Origin of the sequence: Nonomuraea sp. NPDC048916, from assembly GCF_040649575.1 — a bacterium.
GTDB lineage: Bacteria > Actinomycetota > Actinomycetes > Streptosporangiales > Streptosporangiaceae > Nonomuraea.
On the sequence record NZ_JBEZFS010000013.1, the window covers coordinates 34,032 to 57,771 of the forward strand.

19 protein-coding genes are annotated in these 23,740 nt (G+C 71.4%); 11 read left to right on the top strand and 8 right to left on the bottom strand.

Annotation, left to right across the window (positions count from 1 at the left end):
* The first annotated feature begins 144 nt into the window (after positions 1 to 144).
* Positions 145 to 1,374 carry a PP2C family protein-serine/threonine phosphatase gene (locus AB0C16_RS15880; protein WP_357683151.1) on the top strand — a complete coding sequence of 410 codons (1,230 nt, stop codon included), beginning with the start codon at positions 145 to 147 and terminating at the stop codon, positions 1,372 to 1,374.
* Positions 1,375 to 1,393: 19 nt separating this feature from the next.
* On the opposite strand, the gene AB0C16_RS15885 is transcribed toward AB0C16_RS15880, so the two are convergent.
* The 4 genes from AB0C16_RS15885 to AB0C16_RS15900 all read right to left on the bottom strand — a co-directional run bounded on the left by AB0C16_RS15885 (position 1,394) and on the right by AB0C16_RS15900 (position 4,469).
* Positions 1,394 to 2,536 (bottom strand): class I SAM-dependent methyltransferase, encoded by a 1,143-nt coding sequence (locus tag AB0C16_RS15885; protein WP_357683152.1) that lies wholly within the window; start codon positions 2,534 to 2,536, stop codon positions 1,394 to 1,396.
* A 170-nt stretch (positions 2,537 to 2,706) separates the two neighbouring features.
* Positions 2,707 to 3,036, bottom strand: a complete 330-nt coding sequence (locus tag AB0C16_RS15890; protein WP_357683155.1) for a TraR/DksA family transcriptional regulator — start codon at positions 3,034 to 3,036, stop codon at positions 2,707 to 2,709.
* 29 nt (positions 3,037 to 3,065) lie between these two features.
* Positions 3,066 to 3,854 (bottom strand): rod shape-determining protein, encoded by a 789-nt coding sequence (locus tag AB0C16_RS15895; protein WP_357683157.1) that lies wholly within the window; start codon positions 3,852 to 3,854, stop codon positions 3,066 to 3,068.
* A 255-nt stretch (positions 3,855 to 4,109) separates the two neighbouring features.
* A complete protein-coding gene (locus AB0C16_RS15900; protein WP_357683160.1) occupies positions 4,110 to 4,469 on the bottom strand; it encodes a hypothetical protein in 360 nt (119 codons plus the stop codon).
* Positions 4,470 to 4,571: 102 nt separating this feature from the next.
* Between AB0C16_RS15900 and AB0C16_RS15905 the strand changes: the two genes are divergently transcribed.
* The 10 genes from AB0C16_RS15905 to AB0C16_RS15950 all read left to right on the top strand — a co-directional run bounded on the left by AB0C16_RS15905 (position 4,572) and on the right by AB0C16_RS15950 (position 17,560).
* Positions 4,572 to 4,919: a hypothetical protein gene (locus AB0C16_RS15905; RefSeq protein WP_357683163.1), complete on the top strand. Its 348-nt coding sequence runs from the start codon at positions 4,572 to 4,574 to the stop codon at positions 4,917 to 4,919.
* Between the two features lie 36 nt (positions 4,920 to 4,955).
* Complete coding sequence (secD, locus tag AB0C16_RS15910; protein WP_357683165.1) at positions 4,956 to 7,199, top strand: protein translocase subunit SecD; 2,244 nt, start codon at positions 4,956 to 4,958, stop codon at positions 7,197 to 7,199.
* A gap of 383 nt (positions 7,200 to 7,582) precedes the next feature.
* The gene (locus tag AB0C16_RS15915) at positions 7,583 to 8,458 is read left to right on the top strand and encodes a xanthine dehydrogenase family protein subunit M (protein ID WP_357683167.1); all 876 of its coding nucleotides are present in this window, start codon (positions 7,583 to 7,585) and stop codon (positions 8,456 to 8,458) included.
* A 1-nt stretch (position 8,459) separates the two neighbouring features.
* On the top strand, positions 8,460 to 8,966 hold the full coding sequence (locus tag AB0C16_RS15920; protein WP_357683169.1) for a (2Fe-2S)-binding protein: 507 nt from the start codon (positions 8,460 to 8,462) through the stop codon (positions 8,964 to 8,966).
* The gene (locus tag AB0C16_RS15925) at positions 8,963 to 11,353 is read left to right on the top strand and encodes an aerobic carbon-monoxide dehydrogenase large subunit (protein WP_357683172.1); all 2,391 of its coding nucleotides are present in this window, start codon (positions 8,963 to 8,965) and stop codon (positions 11,351 to 11,353) included. Before AB0C16_RS15920 ends, AB0C16_RS15925 begins: the two co-directional genes overlap by 4 nt.
* Before the next feature lie 13 nt (positions 11,354 to 11,366).
* On the top strand, positions 11,367 to 12,407 hold the full coding sequence (locus AB0C16_RS15930; RefSeq protein ID WP_357683175.1) for an XdhC family protein: 1,041 nt from the start codon (positions 11,367 to 11,369) through the stop codon (positions 12,405 to 12,407).
* A gap of 4 nt (positions 12,408 to 12,411) precedes the next feature.
* On the top strand, positions 12,412 to 13,302 hold the full coding sequence (locus tag AB0C16_RS15935) for a MoxR family ATPase (protein WP_357683177.1): 891 nt from the start codon (positions 12,412 to 12,414) through the stop codon (positions 13,300 to 13,302).
* 11 nt (positions 13,303 to 13,313) lie between these two features.
* Complete coding sequence (locus AB0C16_RS15940; protein ID WP_357683180.1) at positions 13,314 to 14,345, top strand: SRPBCC family protein; 1,032 nt, start codon at positions 13,314 to 13,316, stop codon at positions 14,343 to 14,345.
* Positions 14,335 to 15,564: a VWA domain-containing protein gene (locus AB0C16_RS15945; protein WP_357683183.1), complete on the top strand. Its 1,230-nt coding sequence runs from the start codon at positions 14,335 to 14,337 to the stop codon at positions 15,562 to 15,564. The genes AB0C16_RS15940 and AB0C16_RS15945 overlap by 11 nt, the downstream gene beginning before the upstream one ends.
* 112 nt (positions 15,565 to 15,676) lie before the next feature.
* On the top strand, positions 15,677 to 17,560 hold the full coding sequence (locus AB0C16_RS15950) for an APC family permease (RefSeq protein ID WP_357683185.1): 1,884 nt from the start codon (positions 15,677 to 15,679) through the stop codon (positions 17,558 to 17,560).
* Positions 17,561 to 17,674: 114 nt separating this feature from the next.
* Here the strand turns inward: AB0C16_RS15950 and AB0C16_RS15955 are convergent, their stop codons facing one another.
* The 4 genes from AB0C16_RS15955 to AB0C16_RS15970 form a co-directional block, all read right to left on the bottom strand.
* Positions 17,675 to 18,721 carry a hypothetical protein gene (locus tag AB0C16_RS15955; protein WP_357683188.1) on the bottom strand — a complete coding sequence of 349 codons (1,047 nt, stop codon included), beginning with the start codon at positions 18,719 to 18,721 and terminating at the stop codon, positions 17,675 to 17,677.
* Positions 18,722 to 18,977: 256 nt separating this feature from the next.
* Complete coding sequence (locus AB0C16_RS15960; protein ID WP_357683190.1) at positions 18,978 to 19,934, bottom strand: LysR family transcriptional regulator; 957 nt, start codon at positions 19,932 to 19,934, stop codon at positions 18,978 to 18,980.
* Positions 19,931 to 23,095 (bottom strand): DUF87 domain-containing protein, encoded by a 3,165-nt coding sequence (locus tag AB0C16_RS15965; protein ID WP_357683192.1) that lies wholly within the window; start codon positions 23,093 to 23,095, stop codon positions 19,931 to 19,933. The genes AB0C16_RS15960 and AB0C16_RS15965 overlap by 4 nt, the downstream gene beginning before the upstream one ends.
* Positions 23,092 to 23,739 carry a hypothetical protein gene (locus tag AB0C16_RS15970; RefSeq protein WP_357683195.1) on the bottom strand — a complete coding sequence of 216 codons (648 nt, stop codon included), beginning with the start codon at positions 23,737 to 23,739 and terminating at the stop codon, positions 23,092 to 23,094. Before AB0C16_RS15970 ends, AB0C16_RS15965 begins: the two co-directional genes overlap by 4 nt.
* Position 23,740 lies beyond the last annotated feature (1 nt).

Consider the following 23,740-nt stretch of genomic DNA (forward strand, 5'->3'; position numbering starts at 1 on the left):
CCCGGTCAATCGTTTGATGGAAAGCTTGTCCCATTATCTATCCGAATGGGAGTAAACGAACATTTCGCGCAACAGGGCCGCAGGATGGTCAGGCTCGCCCAGGGTAGGGGGCCCGGAGGTACGACCAGCGGAAGGACGAAGGCGATGATCGCCGACAACGGTGTGCTGGACATGCTGGCGGAACTGCTGGAGGACAGCCACCTGGCGACGCTGGAGCGTCTGCCGGAGCTCGTCCAGAAGCACGCCGTGCTCGCGGGCCTCAGCGAGGTGAGCGTCTACCTCGTGGACCTGCAGCAGAACGTGCTGCGCCTGCTGACCGGACGCGGCGAAGACGCGCACGAGGCGACCGGAGGGCGGCCGGCCGAGCTGCGGGTCGAGGCCACGCTGGCCGGGCGGGCGTTCCAGGAGGTGCGAGTGCTCCCCATGCCGGTCACCGAGCAAGGGCAGGCCGGCTGGTGGGTGCCGCTGCTGAACGGGACCGAGCGGCTGGGAGTGCTGCAGGTCAGAGTCGCCGAGCCGGGTGAGAGCGTCGGCGACGCCATGCGCCACCTCGCCTCACTGGTGGCGCTCATGCTGGTCAGCCTGCGCACCCACAGCGACTCCTACGCCCGGCTGGTCCGCTCGCGCCCGATGCACGTCGCGGCCGAGATGCAGTGGCAGCTGACACCGCCGCTGACGTTCGCCACCGAGGACGTGACGATCGCGGCGGTCATGGAGCCGGCCTACGAGGTGGGCGGCGACGCCTACGACTACGCCCTGGGCGGGGACATCGCTCACCTGGCGGTCTTCGACGCCATGGGGCACGACGTCGCCGCCGGGCTGACCGCCAGCCTGGCCATGGCGGCCTGCCGCAACCACCGCCGCCGGGACATGGACCTGATCGCCAACAGCGAGGCGATCGAAAGCGTGCTGATCGCCGAGTTCGGGCGAATGGCCCGCTACGTCACCGCGATCATGGCCGAGCTGAACGTGCGCACCGGCCAGCTCTCCTGGGTCAACCGCGGACACCACCCGCCGGTGGTCATCCGCGGCGGCCGCTGGGCCACCGTCCTGGAGTGCCCGCCCTCCCACCCGCTGGGCCTCGACCTCGGCCTGCCCGTCACCCTCTGCCAGGAGCAACTGGAGCCGGGCGACCGGGTGCTGTTCTTCACCGACGGCATCATCGAGGCGGGAGGCCGTGTGGGCAGCGAGTTCGGCCTGCACAGGCTCGTCGACTTCATGGTCCGCCACAGCTCCGCCAGCCTGCCCGTCCCGGAGACGCTGCGGCGGCTGATCAAGAGCATCATGAAATATCACAAGGACCAACTCGACGACGACGCCACGGTCCTGCTGGCCGAATGGCACGGCCCCGCGCATCGCCGGCTGCACCTCTGAGCCCCGGGTGGCGCTCCGCCTAGGTCGCCATCTCGCTGGAGTCGCGCAGGTCCCCCGAATCCGGCGGCGTTGCGGGCGGCAGGCCGGCCTCCCGCAACCGGTGGACCGTCAAGCCGTCGCCCCAGCGGGCGATCGCCGTCTCGTCGGCGAAGGCCAGCGCGCGCATCATGTTGCCGCCGTCGCTCGCGTCGACCGCGCGGCGCAGGCGCCACTGCAGCGGGCCGGGCAGCCGGGCGGTGCCCGCCTCGATCGTGTCGCCGTAGTGCGGGGCGTACGCGACCCCCGCGAATCCCGTACGGCGGAGCAGCGTCCGGAGCGTGTCGGAGGAGTAGAACATCAGGTGGTTCTTGGTGAAGCCGCTCCACGTCGAGCCGTAGGCCTTGAGCAGCAGCGACCGGGCGTTGACGGTCAGGATGAGCAGCACGCCGCCCGGGGCGAGCAGGTCGCGGAACCTCTGGAAGTCGTCGAGCGGCCTCGGCAGATGGGCGAGCACCGACCAGAGCGTGATGACGTCGAACCCGCCCCTGGCGATCTCCGGCACCTCCTCGGGCGTCCCGTGGTAGGCGCGGGCCCGGGTGAGCCGCTCGTTGGCCTGCGCGACGGAGTCGGGCGACAGGTCCACCCCGCACGCGTCGAACCCGCGTTGCTCGGCCAGCTCCAGGAACAACCCGACCCCCGAGCCGAAGTCGAGCAGCCGCCGGCCCTCCCCGTGGTCGAACACCGGGGCGAACGCCTCCATGGTCAGCTTGTAGCGGCGCTGCCGGTTGGCCGCGTACGCGCCGGTCAGGAAGCCGCTGTAGCCCGAGGAGTAGAGATCGCCGAGCCGTTCCGGCAGCACGTTGGGATTGCGGTAGAGGAACCCGCACGACGGGCACCGGACGACGTGGTAGCGCCAGCCCTTGCCGCCGGTGGGCTCGAACAGGGGCTGCTGCCGTGGCTCGCCGCACATCATGCAGCTCAGGAACTCCTCGATCTCGCCGAGCTCCCTCGTCGCCCCGTACTCCTCCAGGGACATGACCGGCGCCCGCCGGATCCGCCACCACCACTGAGCCTGGCGGATGAACCGTTCGCCAGGACGCACGTAGACCCGCTGCCCCCAGGGCATGTCGTTGTAGCGGGAACCATAGGCCAGCCGGCCGAGCAGTCGCCGGGCAGAGATCATCGCAGAACACCCCAAATGAAGTCGGATGTCTTGAGGCTTTGCCTGCGGAGACCGGGACTATTCCCCGGAAACGGTCTAGAAACGGTCCGTTACGCATCGGGCGCAGGGCGGGCGGCGAACGCGTGGGCGGGCGGCCGCCCGGTTCGCGGGCGGCCCGCCGCCCGGGCCGGTCAGGCGGCGGCTTCGTGCCGACGCTGGCAGGCGATGCAGTAGCGCGACAGCGGACGGATCTTCAGCCGCTCGTAGGGAATGGCGGCTTCGCAGTGGGCGCAATGGCCGTAGCTGCCGTCGTCGAGCCGGTCCAGGGCCTGCTGGGTCTCGTTGATGGCCCGGTCGGTCGCGGTGATGGCGGCCATCAGGTCCTGCCAGCCCTGGTCGGCTCCGTTGCCGCTGTCCGCCGAGGACTTGAGGCTGTCCAGCTGGGTGACGCGGCGCTGCAACTGCTCCTGCAGTTCCTCGCGCAGGGTCTGGATCTGGATGCTGCTGAGCTTGGTGGTCATGTGAATGTCGTCCTTTCGGAAGGTAAGTCTCAGCCGGTGAGTGCGGCCACCTGGGCCGCCAGGGCGGGCAGCAGGCACAGGCGGGCCAGGCCGCGGATGGTCGCGTGCGCGGGCTCCAGCGCCGGGTTGACCGTGACGCGCAGGCCCGCGCAGAGCCGGCGCGCCAGCTCCGGTTGCCCGGCCCCGCCGCCGGTGAGGAGCAGGCCGCCTTCCCTCGCGGCGGGCCTCAGGTGCGCAGGCAACCGCCGCACCAGGTCGGCGACCAGGTCGGTGACCGCGTCCAGCACATGGGCGGGCAGCCCGGCGTCGAGACTGGCGCTGATCTGCAGGGCCCCGGCGTCGGCGATGGCCGCGTCGCGGATGACGACGGCCTCGATGATGCCGGCGCCCACGTCCAGCAGCAGCTGCGGACGCGGGTCGGTGATGTCCATTCCGCTGCCGACGGCCGCCGCCAGCGGCTCCTCCACGAGCACGACCGGGCACGCCGCCGCCCTGGCGACGGCCGCCTGGGCGGCACGGCGATCGACCTTCGTCGCCGCCACCGGCACGCCGAGCATCACCCGTTCGAGCGGCCAGGCGTCGTGCGGCATCGCCTCACGCAGCACGGTGTTCGCCAGCCGGTGGCAGGCGCCCATGCTGACGACCATGCCGTGCCGGATCGGCCACACCGTGTCGAGGTCGGGCGACACGTCCACGGCCGGCACGGACGAGGCCCGGTCGGAGATCGCGAGGCTGCCCGACACGAGCGACCTGGTCCGCAGGGTGCCGAGGTCGAGGGCGGCGTAACTGCCTCCCGGTGGTGGGCGGTGGTCGTTCATAGCGCGGCTCGCGGATGCCGCTCGTGATCTTTTATGAGCGTGTGGACTGATCTGATGTCCGCCATGGCGACATCGGCTCCTTGCCTGCGAAGGGAGCCACACCCCGACGAGGCCGGTGGGGGCCTCGGGGTGGGCATGACGAATGCCGGGCTGAGCAGCGCATGCGGGCCCGCCTGGTGTCCGGGTGCGCCCGAGCATGCTCAAGAGCCCGCCGGCCATGGGGCCTGAGCGGGCGTGAAGGTGTGGGCGGAACGGTTAGATCAGCGGTGGGCTGCGCGAGTCCGCGGAGCGGTAGGCGAACTGCTGAGGGCTGCGGATCGAGTCGGTGTCCGTGCCCGTGGAGGTCGGCAGCGGAAGACCGGGCGCCTCCCGCGACGTGCGGCGGATCAGCGGCCACAGGGCGGGCAGATGCTCGCGCGCTCCGGCGAAGGCCGACGGCATGCTCGACGGCTGGGCGATCCAGTCGCCGGACCCGATCAGGTCGGCGGACCGGCGCGAGGGGTCGCCCCCGGGCCAGGCCGGGCTGGACGCGGCCAGGAACATGGACAGCAGAAGGAGGCCCACCGCGAGCGAGAAGGCGGTGGACCTACGTGGAACCTGCCACGACCTGCCCATAGTCTTCACCATAGCCCAGCCCGCGCGGAAAGCCATGTGGGTAAATCCCGCGGGTAGATTGACGGCCGGGGTACGGTTGGCCGGACCACTCGAAGGAGGATCATGCGCACCAGGCTGCCTGCCGCGGTCCTCCTCCTGCTGTCCATGTTCGTTCTGGTCGGCGCGCACACCAATCCGGCGGTTCCCGCGGGCCAGGTCGTCTCCGCGCCGGTCGGCGTCTGGCACACCGACTACGCGCTGGGCGGCCTCTTCCACGACGACGGTGTGCCCAGGGTCCACGCCCACACGGGCGGGCACGCCGTGGCCGGCGCCATCGCCGTGCTGCCCGTCGCCACCGGGCATGCCAGGGATCCGCGGCCCGTGACGGCCGGGCCGGCCGTCGAGGTCGTCCCCGCGCAACCGAGCCACCGGGTCGCCCCCGCACGCGCACCACCCTCCACGACGCGCTGACGTCCTTCTTCTCTTCCGAAGCCCGTGGAGGGTCCCATGTCACGTGCGCCTTTGTGGCGCGCGCTGGTCGCGTGCGTCATCGTGGCCAGCGCATTCCTGATCGCTTTCACCATGTCGCCGCGCCTCGGTCTCGACCTGCGCGGCGGCACCCAGCTGGTCTTCGAGACCCGCGACACCCCGACGGTCAAGGCCGACTCCGAGGCCACCGACCGCGCGCTGGACGTGCTCCGGCGCCGGGCCGACGCGCTCGGCGTCGTCGACCCCACCCTGGTCCGGTCCGGCGAGCAGCGGATCATCGTGGAGCTGCCCGGCGTGCTCGACCCGCGCCAGGCCGCCGAGGTGATCGGCCGCACCGCGCAGCTCACCTTCCACCCCGTCCTCGGCGAGGCCAAGCCCGACGACAAGGAGGCGGTGGCGGACGAGTCCGGGCAGCGGCTCTCGCTCGGGCCGGCCGCGATCACCGGCGACGGGGTGACCGACGCCGCCGGGGTGACCGACCCCCAGATGGGGCCCGGCTGGTTCGTCACCGTCGACTTCCGTGAGGCCGCCGCCTGGCAGAAGCTGACCGGCGCCGCCGCCTGCGAGGCGGTCGGCGATCCCAAGCGCCGGGTCGCGATCGTGCTCGACAAGGAGATCATCTCCTCGCCGCAGGTGGACCCGTCCGTGCCCTGCCGTGGCGGCATCCCCGGCGGCACCACCCAGATCACCGGCTCCTTCAGCTCGGCGGAGGCGCAGAACCTGGCCATCCTGATCAAGGGTGGCGCGCTGCCCGTGCCGCTGGAGCTGATCGAGCAGCGGACCGTCGGCCCCACGCTCGGCTCGGAGGCCATCGAGGCCAGCGCCAAGGCGGGCATCGCCGGCGTGATCCTGACGGCGCTGTTCATCATCGCGATCTACCGCCTGGTCGGCCTGATGGCCGCGATCGCGCTGGCCGCGTACGGACTGATCTCCTACGCCGCGCTCGTCGCCCTGGGGGCGACGCTCACCTTGCCCGGTCTGGCCGGCTTCGTGCTGGCCATCGGCATGGCGGTGGACGCCAACGTGCTGGTCTTCGAAAGAGCCAGGGAGGAGTACGCCGAAGCGCCCCGCCGGGGGCTGAGATCGGCCCTGGACCGCGGGTTCAAGAACGCCTGGAGCGCCATCGCCGACTCCAACATCACCACGCTGGTGGCGGCGGGCCTGCTGTTCTGGCTGGCCTCGGGGCCGGTGCGCGGCTTCGGAGTGACGCTGGCCATCGGTGTGCTCGCCTCGCTGATCTCAGCGATGATCATCACCCGGGCGCTCACCCAGCTGATCATCAGCCGGGTCGGCCCCAAGATGTCGGGGCTCGGCAACGTGGGCCGGGTCCGGACCTGGATCACCAGACGCAATTTCAACCTGATGCGGCGCGGCCGGCTCTGGCTGGCCATTTCCGTCGCGGTGCTCGCCACCGCCGTGGCCGGGCTCTCCTTCCAGGGCCTGAACTTCGGGGTCGAGTTCACCGGTGGCCGGATCGTCGAGTTCGCCACCCAGCAGTCGGTGAACGCCGAGACGGCGCGGCAGATCGTGGCCGACGCCGGCCATCCCACGGCGGTCGTGCAGTCGTCGGGTGACGCCATCTCCGTGCGCACCGGGCAGATCAGCTCCGACGACGTGGTCGCCATCGAGAAGGCGCTCGACGGCGAGGTGGGCGACGTGACCAAGCAGCGTGACGAGCTGATCGGCCCCAGCCTGGGCGAGGAGCTGCGCCGCAACGCGCTCATCGCGCTGGGCGTGGCGCTGGCGGCTCAGCTGCTGTATCTGGCGGTCAGGTTCAGGTGGACGTTCGGCACGGCCGCGGTGCTGGCGCTGGTGGTGGACACGGCCGCCGTCGTCGGCGCCTTCGCCTGGCTGGGCAAGCCGATCGACGGCGTCTTCCTGGCGGCGATGCTGACCATCATCGGCTACTCGGTCAACGACAAGGTGGTGGTGTTCGACCGGGTGCGGGAGATGTGGGGCCTGCAACGCAAGGCGCCGTTCGGGCAGGTCGTCAACAGCGCGATCCTGCAGACCGTGCCGCGCACCGTCAACACCGGCCTGGGCGCGTTGTTCATCCTGGCCGCGCTGGCCATCTTCGGCGGTGACTCGCTGCGGGACTTCGCCATCGCGCTCATCATCGGCATCGTGGCCGGTACGGCGTCCTCGTCGTTCGTGGCCGGGCCGCTGGCGATCGAGCTGGAGCGGTTCAGCAAGCAGCCGCCGCCCGAGCCGCCCAAGGTGCGGACCCCCCGGTCTCGGGAGGGCACCGGAGCGGTGCTGTAGCGGGTGTTGTAGCGGGCGCACGGCCCGGCGGCCTTCCCGGCCGCCGGGCCGTGCCGTGTCTTCGGCCCGGCCGTCAGCCGGCGGTCGGCCGGCGGTCGGCCCGGCGCCGGGCCGGTGGTCAGCCCGGCGGTCGGCCCGGCCGTCGGCGAAGACGGCCAGCATCGACACCAGCGGCGTGATCGCCAGGACCGACTCGACCCGGCCGCGGTTGTCCGGTCGCGTCTCACGTCGGTGACCGGTGACGACTTTTCCCGCTAGGTCGGGTCTGTGCAAGGTGCTGGCCGACCTCATTAAGTGAAACCTTAGGTGGCCGTTGACATCGCTGCCCGGTGGCGGTCCACTTGGGCCCACTTGGCTCCCACGACCAGCGAGGGAGGTGTTGGATGCAGGTTCCAGCGCCATTGGAGTACGAACGGGCCACCAGCGTCGATCACGCGATCGGGCTCCTGGAGCGGCTTGGCGACTCCGCGAGACTCGTCGCGGGCGGCCACAGTCTGCTCCCGATGATGAAGCTCCGGCTCGCCACCCCCGAATACCTCATCGACATCAACGATCTGCACGACCAGCTCGGCTACATCAAGGTGGAGTCGAGCCAGATCCGCATCGGCGCGATGACCCGGCACCGCGAGCTGCTGGAGTCCGAGGCGCTCGCCGAGACGTTCCCGATCTTCCGCGACGCCGAGCGCGTCATCGCCGACCCCGTCGTCCGCAACCGCGGCACCCTCGGCGGCTCGCTCTGCCAGGCCGACCCGTCGGAGGACCTGTCCGCGGTGTGCACCACACTCGGCGCCAGCTGCGTGATCCGCAACCGCGACGGCGAACGGGTCGTCACCATGGAGGAGTTCCACCGGGGCCCCTACGAGACCGCGGTCGGCGACGCCGAGATGCTGGTCGAGATCCGCGTCCCCATCCGGCGCAACGGGTCCAGCGCGTACGAGAAGGTCGAGCGGCGCGCGGGCGACTGGGCGATCGTGTCCGCCGGCGCGGCCGTCTGGCTGGACGACGGCGTCATCTCCGACGCCCGCGTCGGCCTCGCCGCGGTCGGCCCCAACACCACCGGGTTGCCCGCGGTCTCCGAGGCGCTGCGCGGCCGGGAGCCGTCCGAAGAGGTCTACCGGCTGGCCGGCGACCTCGCCGCCCAGCACTGCAGCCCCGCCACCGACATGCGCGGCAGCGCCGACTACAAACGCCATCTCGCCATGGAGCTCACCAGGCGGGCCCTGCGCCGCTCCGTCGCCCGGCTCAACGGGAGGGTGTGACATGCACGTATCCATGAACGTCAACGGCGAGGAGGTCACCAGGGAGATCGAGGGGCGGCTGCTCCTCATCCACTTCCTGCGCGACCACCTCGGACTGACCGGCACCCACTGGGGCTGCGACACCAGCAACTGCGGCACCTGCGTCGTGTGGCTCGACGGCGAACCGGTCAAGTCGTGCACCGTGCTCGCGGCCATGGCCGGCGGCCACGAGGTGCGCACCGTCGAAGGGCTGGAGCGCGACGGCGAGCTCGACCCCGTCCAGCGCGGCTTCATGGAGTGCCACGGCCTGCAGTGCGGGTTCTGCACCCCCGGCATGATGATGACGGCCAGGGCGCTGCTCGACCGCAACCCCGACCCCTCCGAAGGTGAGATCCGCGAGGCGATCTCCGGACAGATCTGCCGCTGCACCGGCTACGCCAGCATCGTCCGCTCCGTGCAGTGGGCCGCCGCCCAGGAGGCAGCCACCCAGGAGTCCGCCACCGACGTCACCAGCGGAGCCACGCCATGACCGCGACCGACCACCGGCCCGCCGGGTTCGAGAACAACGACCAGAAGCCGCTCGGCTACGGCCGGATGCTGCGCAAGGAGGACCCGCGCTTCATCCGCGGCCGGGGCCGCTACGTCGACGACGTGCAACTGCCCGGCATGCTGCACCTCGCCATCCTGCGCTCCCCGGTCGCGCACGCCCGGATCGTCGGCATCGACGTCAGCGCCGCGCAGGCGCACCCCAAGGTCAAGGCCGTCGTCACCGGCGCCGACCTGGCCGAGCAGGGCCTGGCCTGGATGCCGACCCTGTCCAACGACGTCCAGGCCGTGCTGGCCACCGACAAGGTCCGCTTCCAGGGCCAGGAGGTCGCCTTCGTGGTGGCCGAGGACCGCTACTCCGCCCGCGACGCCCTCGAACTGATCGACGTCGAGTACGACGTCCTCGACCCGGTGATCGACGCCCGTACGGCACTCGACCCCGGAGCCCCCGTCATCCGCGACGACCTCGAGGGCAAGGCCGACAACCACTGCTTCGACTGGGAGACCGGCGACGAGGCGGCGACGGAGGCGGTGTTCGCCTCGGCCGACGTCGTCGTGTCCCAGGACCTCGTCTACCCGCGCGTGCACCCCGCGCCGATGGAGACCTGCGGCTCCGTCGCCGACTACGACCGGGTCGAGGGCAAGCTCACCCTGTGGTCGACCACCCAGGCGCCACACGCCCACCGCACCCTCTACGCGCTGGTCGCCGGGCTGCCCGAGCACAAGATCCGGGTCATCTCGCCCGACATCGGCGGCGGCTTCGGCGGCAAGGTGCCGATCTACCCCGGCTACGTCTGCTCGATCGTCGCCTCGATCGTGACCGGCAAGCCGGTGAAGTGGGTGGAGGACCGCGCCGAGAACCTCACCAGCACCGGCTTCGCCCGCGACTACATCATGCGCGGCGAGATCGCGGCCACCAGGGAAGGCAAGATCCTGGCCATCCGCACCAACGTGCTGGCCGACCACGGCGCCTTCAACGGCGTGGCCGCGCCGACGAAATATCCCGCGGGCTTCTTCGGCGTCTTCACCGGCAGCTACGACATCGAGGCCGCCTACTGCAAGATGACGGCCGTCTTCACCAACAAGGCGCCCGGCGGCGTGGCCTACGCCTGCTCGTTCCGCATCACCGAGGCCGTCTACCTGGTCGAGCGCATCGTCGACTGCCTGGCGTACGAACTGAAGATGGACCCGGTCGAGCTCCGGATGAAGAACTTCATCCAGCCCGACCAGTTCCCCTACACGACCAAGACCGGCTGGGTGTACGACTCGGGCGACTACGAGCCCACCATGCGCGAGGCCATGCGGATCGCCGGCTACGACGAGCTGCGCAAGGAGCAGGCCGAGCGGCGCGAGCGCGGCGAGCTCATGGGCATCGGGGTCGCGTTCTTCACCGAGGCCGTCGGCGCCGGGCCGCGCAAGGACATGGACATCCTCGGCCTCGCCATGGCCGACGGCTGCGAGCTGCGCGTCCACCCCACCGGCAAGGCGGTCGTCCGGCTGTCGGTGCAGAGCCAGGGACAGGGGCACGAGACCACGTTCGCGCAGATCGTGGCCGAGGAGATCGGCATCCCGCCGGACGACATCGAGGTGGTCCACGGCGACACCGACCAGACGCCCTTCGGCCTCGGCACCTACGGCAGCCGTTCGACGCCGGTGTCGGGCGCGGCGGCGGCCATGGTCGCCCGCAAGGTCCGCGACAAGGCCCGGATCATCGCCTCGGGCATGCTGGAGGTGTCGGTCGCCGACCTCGACTGGAGCAAGGGCTCCTTCCACGTCAAGGGCGACCCGTCCAAGTCGGTCACCATCCAGGAGATCGCGTTCCGGGCGCACGGCGCCGGAGACCTGCCCGAAGGCATCGAGGGCGGCCTGGAGGCGCAGATCTGCTACAACCCCTCCAATCTCACCTACCCGCACGGCGCCTACATCTGCGTCGTCGACATCGACCCCGGCACCGCCCAGGTCAAGGTGCGCCGGTTCATCGCGGTCGACGACTGCGGCACCCGGATCAACCCGATGATCATCGAAGGCCAGGTGCACGGCGGCCTCACCGACGGCGTCGGCATGGCGCTGATGGAGATGATCGCGTTCGACGAGGACGGCAACTGCCTCGGCGGATCCCTGATGGACTATCTCATCCCCACCTCGCTGGAAGTCCCCGACTGGGAGACGGGCTTCACGGTCACCCCCTCACCGCACCACCCCATCGGCGCCAAGGGCGTCGGCGAGTCGGCCACCGTCGGCTCCCCGCCGGCGATCGTCAACGCGGTCGTCGACGCGCTCAAGCCGTACGGCATCCGCCACGCCGACATGCCGCTCACCCCCTCGCGGGTGTGGGACGCCATGCGCGGCGTCCCGGCGCCGCCGATCTGACAGGAAAGACGCGATGCAGTCCACCAAACGGATGGAGGAGCTGGTCGCCGACCGGGTTCCCTTCGTCCACGCGGTCGTGGTCCGGGCGCAGCTGCCGACGGCGGTCAGCCCGGGCGACGACGCGATCATCCTGCCCGACGGGTCCATCGAGGGGTTCGTCGGCGGCCAGTGCGCCGAGAGCTCGGTCCGCACCGCCGCTCTCGGCGCGCTCCAGGACGGCCGCACCGTCCTGCTGCGCGTGCTGCCCTCCGACGAGCAGGACTTCCCCGACTCGCCGGGCGCGCGGGTCGTGGTGAACCCCTGCCTGTCCGGCGGCGCCCTGGAGATCTTCCTGCAGCCGTTGTTGCCGCCGCCCGTGCTCTGGGTGTCGGGCGACTCGCCGATCGCCGTCAGACTCGCCGACCTGGCCGCGACGGTCGACTTCGCCGTACGACGCGCCGCGGACGGGCAGTCGCCCACCGGCGCCGCGGCGGCCGTCGTGGCCAGCCACGGTCGCGACGAACAGACCGCGATCCGGGCCGCCCTCGACGCCGGCGCCGGTTACATCGGCCTCGTGGCCAGCCACCGGCGCGGCACCGCGGTGCTGGACGAGATGGGCCTGACGGACGACGAGCGGCGGCGGGTCCACTCGCCGGCCGGCCTCCGGATCGGCGCCCGCACGGCACCGGAGATCGCCCTGTCGATCCTCGCCGAGATCGTCGCCGCCCTCCGCACCGGCGACCTCGCTCCGGCGGGTTCACCCGGCCTGGCCCCTTCGGCCGGTTCGTCAGCTCCGGCCGGTTCGCCCTCTTCGGTCGGTTCATCCGTTCCGGTTGGTTCGCCCTCTTTGGTCGGTTCGTCAGCTCCGGCCGGTTCGCCCGCTCCGGCCGAGGTGTCCGACCCGGCTGGAGCGCCGGCGGGTGCGGCCGGGGCGCCCGTGCTCGCGGTCGACCCCGTGTGCGGGATGAGCGTGGCCGTCTCCACGGGCACGCCGCACCTGGTCGTGGACGGCGAGGACGTCTGGTTCTGCGGCACGGGATGCCGCGATCACTTCGCGCAGGCGGCAGGACGGTAAGGAAGTGGAGGAAAGCGGCGGCCTCACGAGCCCTGCGTTCACCGGGGCCGACGACATCCGGCGCCGCCTCGACGAGATCGACTACCTGGTCGACGACGGCACCGCGGCGGCGCTGTTCTTCGCGCTCAGCCTCGGCCGGCCGCTGCTGCTGGAAGGCGAACCCGGAGTCGGCAAGACCACGGCCGCCAAGGCGCTGGCCCGCGCGCTGGCCACCCCGCTCATCCGGCTGCAGTGCTACGAGGGACTGACCGCCGGCGAGGCCCTGTACGAGTGGAACTACCAGCGGCAGATGCTGGCCATCCGCCTGGCCGAGGCGCGTCACGACCGGCTGAACGACGCCGACCTGTTCACCGAGGACTTCCTCCAGGAACGCCCCATCCTGCAGGCCATCAGGCACCGCGGGCCGCAGCCGCCCGTGCTGCTGATCGACGAGATCGACCGCGCCGACGACGAGTTCGAGGCGCTGCTGTTCGAGTTCCTCGGCGAGGCGTCGATCAGCATCCCCGAACTCGGCACGTTCACCGCCGAACGCCGCCCGGTCGTCGTCCTGACCTCCAACCGCAGCCGCGACCTGCACGACGCGCTGCGCAGGCGCTGCCTCTACCACTGGATCGACTTCCCGCCCCCCGAGCGCGTGGTCGAGATCCTGCGCCGGACGGTGCCCAGCGCGAACGAGGCGCTCATCCGCTCGGCCACCGACTTCGTGGGCCGGATCCGCCGCTTCGACCTGGACAAGGCGCCGGGCATGGCGGAGACCATCGACTGGGTCTCGGCGCTGTCCTCGCTCGGCGCGACCGAGCTGGTCAGGGAGGACGTCCTGCGGACGCTGAGCACCGTCGCGAAGACCCTGGACGACCGCGATGTCATCACCGCCGCGCTCGACCAGTTGACCTGAGGAGACACCACATGAAGATCGATAACGAGTTCACGGTCGGCGTGCCCGTCGAACGAGCCTGGGAGGTGCTCACGGACCTGGAGGCGATCGCCCCCTGCATGCCAGGAGCGCAGCTCACCGGCGTGGAGGACGAGGTCTACACCGGCAAGATCAAGGTGAAGGTCGGCCCGGTCGTCTCGCAGTACTCCGGCACGGCCAGGTTCCTGGAGAAGGACGTCGTCAACCACCGCGCCGTCATCGACGCCAAGGGACGCGACTCCCGGGGCGCGGGCAACGCCTCCGCCGCCATCACCGCTCAGCTTCGCGCCGACGGCGACCGCACCGTGGTCACCGTGAACACCGACCTCAAGATCTCCGGCAAGGTCGCCCAGCTGGGCAGCGGCATGATCAAGGAGGTCTCCGCCAAGCTCCTCGCCCAGTTCGTCGCCTGCCTCGAAGCCAAACTCACCACCCCCGCCCCGGCCGCCGACTCGCCCGAGAAGTCGGCCGCGCCCGCCACTGAAGGCGGCGACACGCCGGCCGACGCGCCCGCCGCCGCGTCGGGGACCGTGTCCACTGGCGACACGCCGGCCGCGTCGGCCTCGGCGGATGATGCCGCTGCGTTGGCCGCCGCTGACACCGCCACCACGCCGGTCGCCCCGTCGGCGGAGGCGTCGCCTACGTCGGCTCCGGAGTCGTCGTCCCTCGATGCGTCCGCTGAGGGGGCGGGTGAATCCGGCGGGCAGCCTGCCTCGGCGGATGATGCCGACGCGCCGGCCCCCGCCGATGACGCGACCGCGCTGGTCGATGCGTCAGGTGCCGGTTCTGATGCGGCGTCCGGCGGTTCGGCGGCGGACGCCGCGACCGTGCCGGCCGAGTCGTCCGCCGCCGCTTCTGCGGGGGCGTCGGCTGGGGGGAAGCGGGTCATCGAGCAGGACGAGGTGGAGCCGCTGGACATCATGACCGTCGCGGGCGCGTCCGTGTACAAGAGGGTGATACCGCTCGTCGTCGGGATCGTGGTCGTCGTCGTGGCCGTGATCGTCGTCTGGAACCTTGTCGGGTAGCCGCCCCACGCGCCCGGCGATGCTGCCGGGCGTCGACCGGGCCGCCTTCGCCGCCTCGCTCGCCGTGCGGTTGCGGCAGCGGGGCGTGCCTGTGGGGCTGACCGGCGTCGAGGACTTCGTCCGAGCGCTCGACGTGGCTCAGCCCAGGTCGCTGCCGGAGCTGTACTGGGCGGCCCGCATCAGCCTGGTACGACGGCACTCCGAGATCGAGATCTTCGACGAGGCGTTCGCGGCGATCTTCGATTCCGTGGGCCCGGCGCTCGACCCGCATGCCCGGCGTCGGCCGCTCGCCAGGACGAACGGCTCGGATGACGCGTTCGTCCCCTTGCCGGACGCCAGGGCGGGCGGTGACGACGCGGGCGGGCTGCCGTGGACGACACTTCCGGCGGTGGTCGCCGGGGCCGAGGGTCCGGACGGCTCGACGGCGGTGCCCGAGCTGTTGCCGAGCGACGCCGAGGGGCTGGCCGACGTTCCGTTCGAGGAGCTCGGCGATCGGGAGTGCGAGCTGCTCGGCCGCTGGCTGGAGGAGGCGGCGGCGGACTGGCCGACCCGGCGCGCCCGGAGGTTCCGGGTGTCGCCGAGGGGACGCGCGATCGCGGTGCGGGCGACACTGGCACGCTCGCGCCGTACCGGGTGGGAGCCGTTCCGGCTAGCCAGGAAGCGGCCGGTCGTCCGGTCGCGGCGCGTCGTCATGCTCTGCGACGTCAGCCAGTCGATGCAGGCGCAGGCGTCGGCCTACCTGCACCTCATGCGCGCGCTGGCGGTGACCGTGGACGCGGAGGTGTTCGCGTTCGCGACGACGCTGACCCGCCTGACGCCCGTGCTCGCGCACCGTTCGGCGGCCGCGGCGGTCGGGCTGGCCACCGAGCGGGTGACCGACCGGTTCGGCGGGACGCGGATCGCCACCAACGTGCGGGCGCTGCTGGCGTCGCACCACGGCGCGAAGGTCAGGGGCGCGATCGTGCTGGTCGGCTCGGACGGCTGGGACGGCGACCCGCCGGAGGAACTGGGCGCCGCGATGGACAGGCTGAGCCGCCGGGCGCACCGGGTGATCTGGATGAACCCGCGGGCCGCGGCTCCCGGCTTCGAGCCGCGCGTGGCGAGTATGGCGGCCGCCCTGCCGTACTGCGACCTGATGCTGCCCGCCCACACGTTCGGCTCGCTGCGGGACGTGATCGGCGCGGTCGGCGGAGTCGCGGGATCGCGTTTCCGCTGGTAGCCAAGGTTGGAAGGCGGGTATAGGGCATCGGGGGAATTCGGGGCGCACGAACAGGGATCGGGCGGGGGCTTTGCGGACGGGGGACCCGGACGGCCACGCGAGACACCGGGGTTTGCCGGCTGACCGCGCGGTCGCCACGACGAGCGGGCTGCTGGCCGGCCGGCGGGGGCCGAAGGTCCAGCTTCGGCATGGTGAGGGGGACAAGAGGCACCTGACCAGCCTGCAGGGGCTGGTGGCTCTGTCCCTCGACGCGCTCAGCTCCGTCGCCTACGGTCCCGAGGCGATCGCCTTCGTGCTGGTCGCCGCGGGCAGCGCCGCCATCGGCTACACCCTGCCGATCACGGTCGTCATCGCCCTCCTGCTCGCCATCCTGGTGACGTCCTACTGCCAGGTGATCGCCGCCTATCCGGACGGCGGCGGCTCGTACGCGGTGGCCAAGCAGGATCTCGGCGGGCGGGTCAGCCTGCTGGCCGCCGCCGCGCTCATCGTGGACTACGTCCTGACCGTGGCGGTCAGCCTGACGGCGGGCGCCGCGAGCCTGGCCTCCGCGTTCCCCGTCCTCGCTCCGCATCTCCTCGAAACATGCCTGGTGGGGCTGGCCGTGCTGACCGCGGTGAACCTGTACGGCCTCGCGGAGAGCGCGAGAGTGCTGATGCTGCCGACCCTGCTGTTCATCGTGACCATCCTCGGCATCGTGGTCATGGGGCTGCTGCGGGGCCATCCGGCGGCGGTGGTCGGGACATCCGAGCCCCTGCCCGTCTACGAGGCGGTCACCGTGCTGCTGATCCTGAAGGCGTTCTCCTCCGGATGCTCGGCGCTGACCGGGGTGGAGGCCATCGCCAACGGCGTCCCGATGTTCCGCGCGCCGAGGGCCCGGCACGCCCAAAGGACGGAGCTGATGCTGGGCGCGTTGCTGGCCGCGATGCTGGTCGGGCTGGCCGTCCTCATCCGGCGTGACAGCGTGGTCCCGCGGGCGGACGTCACCATCCTCGCGCAGCTCACGGCCGGCGCCTACGGCACGGGCTGGCTGTACTACGCGGCCAACATCATCGTCGCGCTCGCGCTCGGGCTGGCGGCCAACACCAGCTTCGGTGGCCTGCCGGTGCTGATGAGCCTGCTGGCCAAGGACAACCGCCTGCCGCACCTGTTCTCGCTGCGCGCCGAGCGGCCCGTCCACCGGCACGGGGTCGTCGCGGTGGCGATCATGGCCGCGGTGCTCCTGATCGCGGTCGACGCCGAGACCCAGCGGCTGATCCCGATGTTCGCCATCGGGGTGTTCACCGGGTTCACCATCAGCCAGGTCGGGCTGGTCCGTCACTGGGCGCAGCGGCGCCCGCCGAGGTGGACGGGCAAGGCCGCGCTCAACGGTGTGGGCGCCGTGGCCACCGCCATCGCCGCCCTGGTGCTGCTCGTCTCGAAGTTCACCGAGGGCGCCTGGGTGGTCGTGGTGGTGGTGCCCCTGCTGATGCTGATGTTCAGCCGGATCGAGGGCTACTACGGCAAGGTCGACAAGGAGCTCCGACGCGGCAGGCCCCAGCCGGTGCCGCACGCTCCCGATCCGGCGTCGAAACTGGTCATCGTCCCGATCAGCCCGACGCACGCGATCAGCGCCCTGACGGAAAAGGCGCTCAGCACGGCACTGGCCTTCGGCCACGAGGTCATCGCGGTCGTGGCCTCCGACAGCTCCGAGACCACCGAGGACTTCCGCAGGAGATGGGACGCCTGGAACCCGGGAGTCGACCTGGAGGTGATCGAGAGCCCCCACCACATGGTGGTCCGCCCCATCATCGAGTACGTCAAGCGCAAGGAGGAGTCGGGCAGGTGGATCGTCGTCGTCATCCCGGGCATCGTGCCCGACCGTCCCCGCTACCGGATCCTGCACACCCAGCGGGATCTGCTGCTGGCCGCCGGCCTGCGTGACCACACGAACGCCGTGGCGTGCTTCCTGCCGTACCGGGTCGAGGTCCGGGCGGTAGGGATCCCGGTGGAAGGCTGAACGAGTGCACTCGTGTTCGACCGCCACCGGGCCCCGCAGATCCGCGGGGCCCGGTGGCGGTCCTACCGGTTCACGGGAGCCGTGATGTTTCTCCTGAGGATGCCGGGCCGCCCGTTACCCGGGCAGGATCGAGCCGCTCCACGACGCGCGGGCGGCGGAGTAGATGTACGCCAGTTCGCCATCGAAGTACGCGGACAAGCTCGTGTCGTAACGCAGGTTGCCATCGGTGTCGGCGACGCTGACGGTGATGCCGTTGAGGTAGCCCAAGCCACTGCCCTTGTCATAGCGCGATATCCAGGAGGAGCCGAGGGAGCCTTCGCCGGTGAACGGCGAGTCGACGGCGACGAATTCCTCGGCCTTCAAGCTGGGGACCTTCGCGGCGCTCATGCGACCGCTGGACGATTCGATGGTTTCCCCCGTGTAAGGCCGTTTGCCGTCGGGATGAGGGCCGGCCGGGTAGCCGAAGACGTCGACCGAGGAGCCCAGCGGCTGGTTCCAGGTCAGCCCCTGTCCGCCGACGTTGTCGACCAGCCTTCCGTAGTTGGTCAATCCACCTGAGGGAGAAGAGACGACGCCGCTGTAGACGTTGACGAAGGCGTAGTCGCGGTCGTAGTCGCCGTATACGGGAAAGTCGTAATGACCGAAGACCTGCTTTCCGACGTAGAGACCCCGTGGAGCCGTGCCGTTGGAGTAGCCGGGAACGAAGACCCACTTGCCGAGGGTGGCGTCAGAGCTCTGGGTGTCGTATACGCAGTGCGCTGCGGTTGCCACGAGGTTGCGGTATTGCGACTGTACGGCGGTGCCCGTGCACCAGTGTGGCTGACCGTCGGCGCCGATGAAGAACACCTTGCCCAAGGTGGCGGGCGTCTTGGCCCTCGCTTCGCCCGCGGTGGACGGGGGCGAGGGCGGGACGGTGCCGGGCTTGGTATCCACGGGGATGTCGCCACCTGGAGCGACCTTGTCGACGGCGGTCTGGACGTTGTACGGGGTGGCGTTCGTCAGGTTGGCGCCACCATCGCCAAGCCAGAACGTCGCCACCTCGACAGCGGCCGCTTGAGAAGAGGCCAGAGGATCGGTCATCACGTTGGAGGCCCCGGCCGGTGCGGCCATGAGACCGGAGGCCAGCAGGCCGACGGCTAACACACTGGGCGCTCGCTTCATCTCGCCATCTCCAGATCTGCTCATGGGTGGGCGGTGACAATTCGAACAAGTGATCGCCACCGACCGTTGACGCTACCTGTCCGGCTCGTAAGGATCAACGGTTTTGTGAGGCTTCGGTAAACCAGCTGTCAGATGACAAGTCGAGAGGCGGGGCGGGTCCCAGCCGATGCCGCCTTGGGCGGCCCTGCCGTCCCGAACCGACACGAAGATCAACTTGTGCCGATTTCCGCGCTCAGTCTCTCGAAGGCCGGTACGCCTAGCTCCAGAGCGTGATGTGGATGGACGGGCGGAAGCGGCCGACGTTCACGCCGGGGCCGCGGAGCATGGCCTGGGTGGCGCGCGGATTCGTGACGAACCTGACCAGCTCCGCCGCCGCCGGAGGCGCGTCGCGCTCGGGCAGCGTCAGCGTGACCCAGCCGCCGTCGAAGCGGAGCGACTGGCCGGACATGCGGACGAGCCGGCCGTTCGACAGGTCCTGCGCCACCGCGAACGAGATGGCCGCGGCGACGCCGCTGCCGCGTCTGGCCTCCTCCAGTGCCGCCGAGTTGCTCTGGTAGATCTGCTGGCGTTCCTCCGGCACGTTGAGCCTGCGCAGCATCGTGGGGACGACCCCGACGTCGGTCGCGGCCGCGGGCCCGAGCAGCCAGGTCTGGTCGCGGAGCTGGTGCGGGCCGACGTCGCGGCCCGCCAGCGGATGCTCGGGCCCGCACACGACCACGATCTGGTAGTTGAGGAACGGCTTGCAGGACAGTGTTCCGTCGACGTTGCCGGGGTTCGGGCCGATGGCCACGTCGACGGTCCGCGAGTGCAGCAGCCCGCCGAACCTCCGCGGGTCGTGCACGCTCAGCTCCACGTCCAGGTCGGCGGCCCGGCCGGTGAACAGCCCGATCAGGCCGGGCGCCGCGTGCTCGGCGAACATGCTCGACGCGGCCATGCGCAGCAGCCTGCGCCCCTGGGCCGCCTGGCCGACCTCGATGATCGTGCGCTCCTGCAGGCTGAGCAACTCGGCCGCGCGGCTGGCCAGTCGCAACCCGCCGGGCGTGAACGCGAGCCCGGACGCCGTCCTGGTGAACAGCCGGTCGCCGAGCTCCTTGCGCAGTTGCCCGATGTGCAGGGAGACGGCCGCCTCGGAGACCTCGAGCTCGGCGGCCGCCAGCTTGACCGAGCCCAGCCGGACGACCGCGGCGAACGCGCGAAGCTGCGTGGGTGTCATGACGCGGACTTCGCCGCCCTCGTGATGACTTCCTCGGTGGTGAGCGGGGCCTTCGGATGGTGGCTCAGGCACATGGGGACACGCGTCTTGACGAAGGCGCGGCCCTCCGGCGCGAGGTAGAACTCGCCGGAGCTCAACCGGGATATCTCGGGCACGCTGCCGCCTTTGGCCTGGGCCATTTCCTTGGCCGTGTTGATCTGGATCGGTGCGTTCAGCAGGCCGAAGAACTGGGTCGCGGCGTTGCCGGGGATCTGGTTGTGCAGCCCCTTGGGCGCCTGGGTGGCGAAGACGAGGCCGAGACCGTACTTGCGGGCCTGGGAGGCGAGCGCCAGCGTGCTGCGGAGGCACGCGGTGGCGCCGCCGACGGCCGGGGCGAACGTCTGCGCCTCGTCCATCACGAACAGGCCGCCGAGGGGCCTGTCGCCGGCGGGGTGCTTCTTGATCCAGGCGAACAGCGCCATCTGGAGCTGGCCGACGAAGCTCTGCCGCTGCTCCTCGGCCGGGAGGCCGACCAGGCTGATCACCGAGACGCGGGCCCGCTTGCCCGGCGGCGGGGTGAGCAGCAGTCCCGGGTCCACCGGCTCGCCGCCGCCGCCGAACAGCGGGTCGTTGTCCATCGCCGCCGTCAGCGACTGGGCCAGGTCGGCCGCGATGCGCGGGGCGCCGGCCAGCTCGCTCACGCCGTCGGGCAGCTCCGACAGCAGCGCGACCAGGCCCTTGAGGCCCGTCGCGCCGGAGCGGCCGTAGTGTTCGAGCGCCTTCCTGAGCACCGCCTGGCCGAGCTGGGCCTTGGCGGTCGCGGCGTTGAGCTTGACCCGGGGCACGATCGAGGCGACGGCCGCCTCCACGGCCTCGGCGAACTCGTCGGGGTCGTCGGCCACGCCGGCGAAGTCGGGCAGCGGCTGGAAGCTCAGCGGCCTGCCCGCCGCTCGCCTCGGGGTCCAGATGACCACGTCGGTGCCCGCCAGGTAGTCGCCGGCCCGCCGCGCGTCGCCGTCCTCCCAGTGCGGCGGCGCCTCCGGCCACCTGTCACCCAGCCGGGCCAGGTCGTTGTTCGGGTCGAGCACGATGGCCGACACCCCTTGCAGCGCGCACTCCTCGACCAGCCGGCGGATGAGCACCGTCTTGCCCGATCCGGAGCCCGCGAAGATCGCGGTGTGCTTCCTGAGCGCCTCCAGCTCGACGCTCACCGGCGCGCCGTCCTCGACCGTCCGCCCGACCACGATCCGCGCCGCTCCCTCCGCCCGCCCCGAGGGCGGCGGCTCACGCCGGGAGGACGCGGGCGCGGCCTGTGCGGGGTCCGAGGCCGTACGTCCGGCGGGTGTGGACTCCGGCGAGGCGGCCGGAGCGGGAACGGTCCAGGGGTCGGAGAGGGCCTCGGTGAGGAAGGCGATTCGGCGGGTGGGCCTGCGGGCGGCCAGCCAGGCGGGCAGGTGCGGCGGGCCGGCCGCGAACAGCTCCTTGAGCGCGGTCAGCTCGCGCAGGTCGTCGTCGCTCACGGCCAGTGTCCGGCCGCCCGCGCGCTCGAACGCCTCGATGACCTCCCGGGTGCGCCGGCCTTTCGACCACGGCGTGTTGCGCAGCACGAACAGCCGCCGTTTGGGCACGTCGGCGTCCAGCCCGGCGGCCACGGACGCCTTGCGCACCCGGTTCAGCGCCGCGATGGCGTTCTCCGCGCCGATCGCGCGGAACCCCCAGTGCACCTCGTCCTCGGTGGCCTCGTCGAGGGTGCGGCGGAGCCGCGCGTGCAGGGGCGGCTTGGAACTGGGCGGAGGGTCCTGGCTGAACTCGCGCCCCGCGTCGCCCTGCTCGGCGATCCAGGCGGACAGCCCGGCCGACAGCAGGGCGGGCATGGTTTCGTCCTCGGCGGCCGGATCCGGCACGGGCCGCGCCACGGCGTCGCGCAGCTTGGCGTACAGGGCGTCGATGTCGGCGAGCTCCGTGACGTCGGCGGTGGGCGTCGCAGGGGCCGGGGTGGTGCGCGGGAAGCCGTCCAGCTCCCTGACCTCCCCCTCGGCCAGGCAGGCCCGGATGTGCCCGTCGATGCTGATGAGCAGCTGCCGCGGGGTGAAGCCGGGGGCGTACTCGAAGGCCGAGGGCCGCACCGGCCACGTCGGGTACGGCGGCTCGATCCCGGCCGCCTGATACTGCACCTCGAACCGCCTGGCCACCAGCCGCCGCCCGGTCTCGGCGTCGGAGATGGTCATCAGCGGCGCGGCCTGCCGGAAGCGGTCGCGGACGGTGTCGGTCGCCACCTTCTCGATGAGGGTCCACGTCGCCGGGATGCAGGAGACGACGGTGAGGGTCCGGCGGGTGTACTCGCGCAGCGCCATCAGGCCGCCGGCGATCCGCTCGATCATGAGGCGTTCGCCGCGGTCGTGGGCCGTCGTGGGGTCCGTCGAGGTCAGCGACTGGGCGACGAGCGCGTCGATCTGGTCGACGGCGACGACGGTGGGGCCGGTGAGCGCGAGCAGGTGCGAGATGTCCCTGACGATCTCCTGTGGGGTCCGGTCGACCTGCCGGATGCCCCACCGGGCGCGCTCTCCCGGCTCCTCCTCGGGCACCGACGACAGGTACGCCTCGCCGAGGTCCTGCTGCCCGAGGTCGTCGGAGGCGTAGAGCACCAGCGCCCGCGCGGCGTCCTGGGCCAGGCTGCCGACCTGCCGGTCGAAGCGGCGGAGCGCGCCGATGAAAGTGTCGAGCTCGTCCCTGGTGACGGACTTCCTGCCGGTCACCGCCCGGCGTACCATCCTCGGCACGTCGACCGCCGCCGCCAGGCGGGACAGGAACACCTTGAGCTGGCTCTCGCCGTTCTCCCCTTCGCGCGCGAGGCTGTCGAGGAGGGACACCACCATGCTCTCCCAGAAGCCCTTGGCGTCCAGCAGCCCGGCGAGGACGAAGTAGCCGCCCTCCCGCTGTGTCCGCTCGCGCATCCAGCCGAGCAGGTGCGTCTTGCCCGCGCCGCGCTGGCCCTGCACGACCACGCCGATGGGGCTGGCGTCGGGCCGGTTCGCGGCCTCCGCCAGGCCGTCGAGCAGCACCTTCGTGGAGGCGCCGTGCAGGCCCTCCACGTGGAAGTCGGAGCGGCGCCACACGTCGTCGGCGCCCTCGGTGTAGTTGAAACTGAGTGCCTCCAGCGCGTCGGTGCCGGGGGCCGTCACGGCTTGCCGATCCAGAGCAGGTGCTTGTCCTGGTCTCCGATGTTGACGGCCGCCTCCCGATCCTGCGCCGTGAGGGTCTTCTGGTTGGACTCGGGGACGAGGTTGACGTCCGCCAGGCGCTCCATCCGGACGAGGGCCTCGTCGACCTCTCGCCTCGGCGCGTCGCCCAGGAGCGGGCGGAGCCTCGTCAGGCTGACCCAGGCGCCGGGCGAGGCGGCCAGTTCGCCGTAGGCGGCGCGGATGCGCGACTCCAGGTCGTACGGCTGCGCCGCCGGTGTCTCGTGGGGCTGGAAGTGGGGCTGGAAGACGTCGGCGAGCCGCTGGTCGGTGTGCTCCAGGAAGCCGGGCAGCCAGCCGAGCAGCGCCCGGGCCAGCACCCCGGACGAGCCGGTGAAGGCGGGGACGGCGCCGGTGCGCAGGTCCTCGGCCAGGCGGGCCCAGCCGGAGTCGGTCAGCACGTGGACGAACACGCGGCCCTGCTTCCAGCTGTCGACCAGCTTCAGCTCGTTCAGCCGGAGCCGTTTCCTACCGTCGATCGTCAGCCCGCGGCGCTCCTTGAGCTCGCTGTTGGAGATCTCACGCGCCTCCACGGCCAGGACGACCAGGGCGGTGAATTCGGGGAGCGACAGTGCGCGCTCTGGCATT

Excerpts from the sequence above, each read along its gene's own strand:
- AB0C16_RS15880 (WP_357683151.1), top strand. The coding sequence starts at position 145 with ATGATCGCCGACAACGGTGTGCTGGACATGCTGGCGGAACTGCTGGAG.
- AB0C16_RS15885 (WP_357683152.1), bottom strand. The coding sequence starts at position 2,536 with ATGATCTCTGCCCGGCGACTGCTCGGCCGGCTGGCCTATGGTTCCCGC.
- AB0C16_RS15890 (WP_357683155.1), bottom strand. The coding sequence starts at position 3,036 with ATGACCACCAAGCTCAGCAGCATCCAGATCCAGACCCTGCGCGAGGAA.
- AB0C16_RS15895 (WP_357683157.1), bottom strand. The coding sequence starts at position 3,854 with ATGAACGACCACCGCCCACCACCGGGAGGCAGTTACGCCGCCCTCGAC.
- AB0C16_RS15900 (WP_357683160.1), bottom strand. The coding sequence starts at position 4,469 with ATGGGCAGGTCGTGGCAGGTTCCACGTAGGTCCACCGCCTTCTCGCTC.
- AB0C16_RS15905 (WP_357683163.1), top strand. The coding sequence starts at position 4,572 with ATGCGCACCAGGCTGCCTGCCGCGGTCCTCCTCCTGCTGTCCATGTTC.
- secD (WP_357683165.1), top strand. The coding sequence starts at position 4,956 with ATGTCACGTGCGCCTTTGTGGCGCGCGCTGGTCGCGTGCGTCATCGTG.
- AB0C16_RS15915 (WP_357683167.1), top strand. The coding sequence starts at position 7,583 with ATGCAGGTTCCAGCGCCATTGGAGTACGAACGGGCCACCAGCGTCGAT.
- AB0C16_RS15920 (WP_357683169.1), top strand. The coding sequence starts at position 8,460 with ATGCACGTATCCATGAACGTCAACGGCGAGGAGGTCACCAGGGAGATC.
- AB0C16_RS15925 (WP_357683172.1), top strand. The coding sequence starts at position 8,963 with ATGACCGCGACCGACCACCGGCCCGCCGGGTTCGAGAACAACGACCAG.
- AB0C16_RS15930 (WP_357683175.1), top strand. The coding sequence starts at position 11,367 with ATGCAGTCCACCAAACGGATGGAGGAGCTGGTCGCCGACCGGGTTCCC.
- AB0C16_RS15940 (WP_357683180.1), top strand. The coding sequence starts at position 13,314 with ATGAAGATCGATAACGAGTTCACGGTCGGCGTGCCCGTCGAACGAGCC.
- AB0C16_RS15955 (WP_357683188.1), bottom strand. The coding sequence starts at position 18,721 with ATGAAGCGAGCGCCCAGTGTGTTAGCCGTCGGCCTGCTGGCCTCCGGT.
- AB0C16_RS15960 (WP_357683190.1), bottom strand. The coding sequence starts at position 19,934 with ATGACACCCACGCAGCTTCGCGCGTTCGCCGCGGTCGTCCGGCTGGGC.
- AB0C16_RS15970 (WP_357683195.1), bottom strand. The coding sequence starts at position 23,739 with ATGCCAGAGCGCGCACTGTCGCTCCCCGAATTCACCGCCCTGGTCGTC.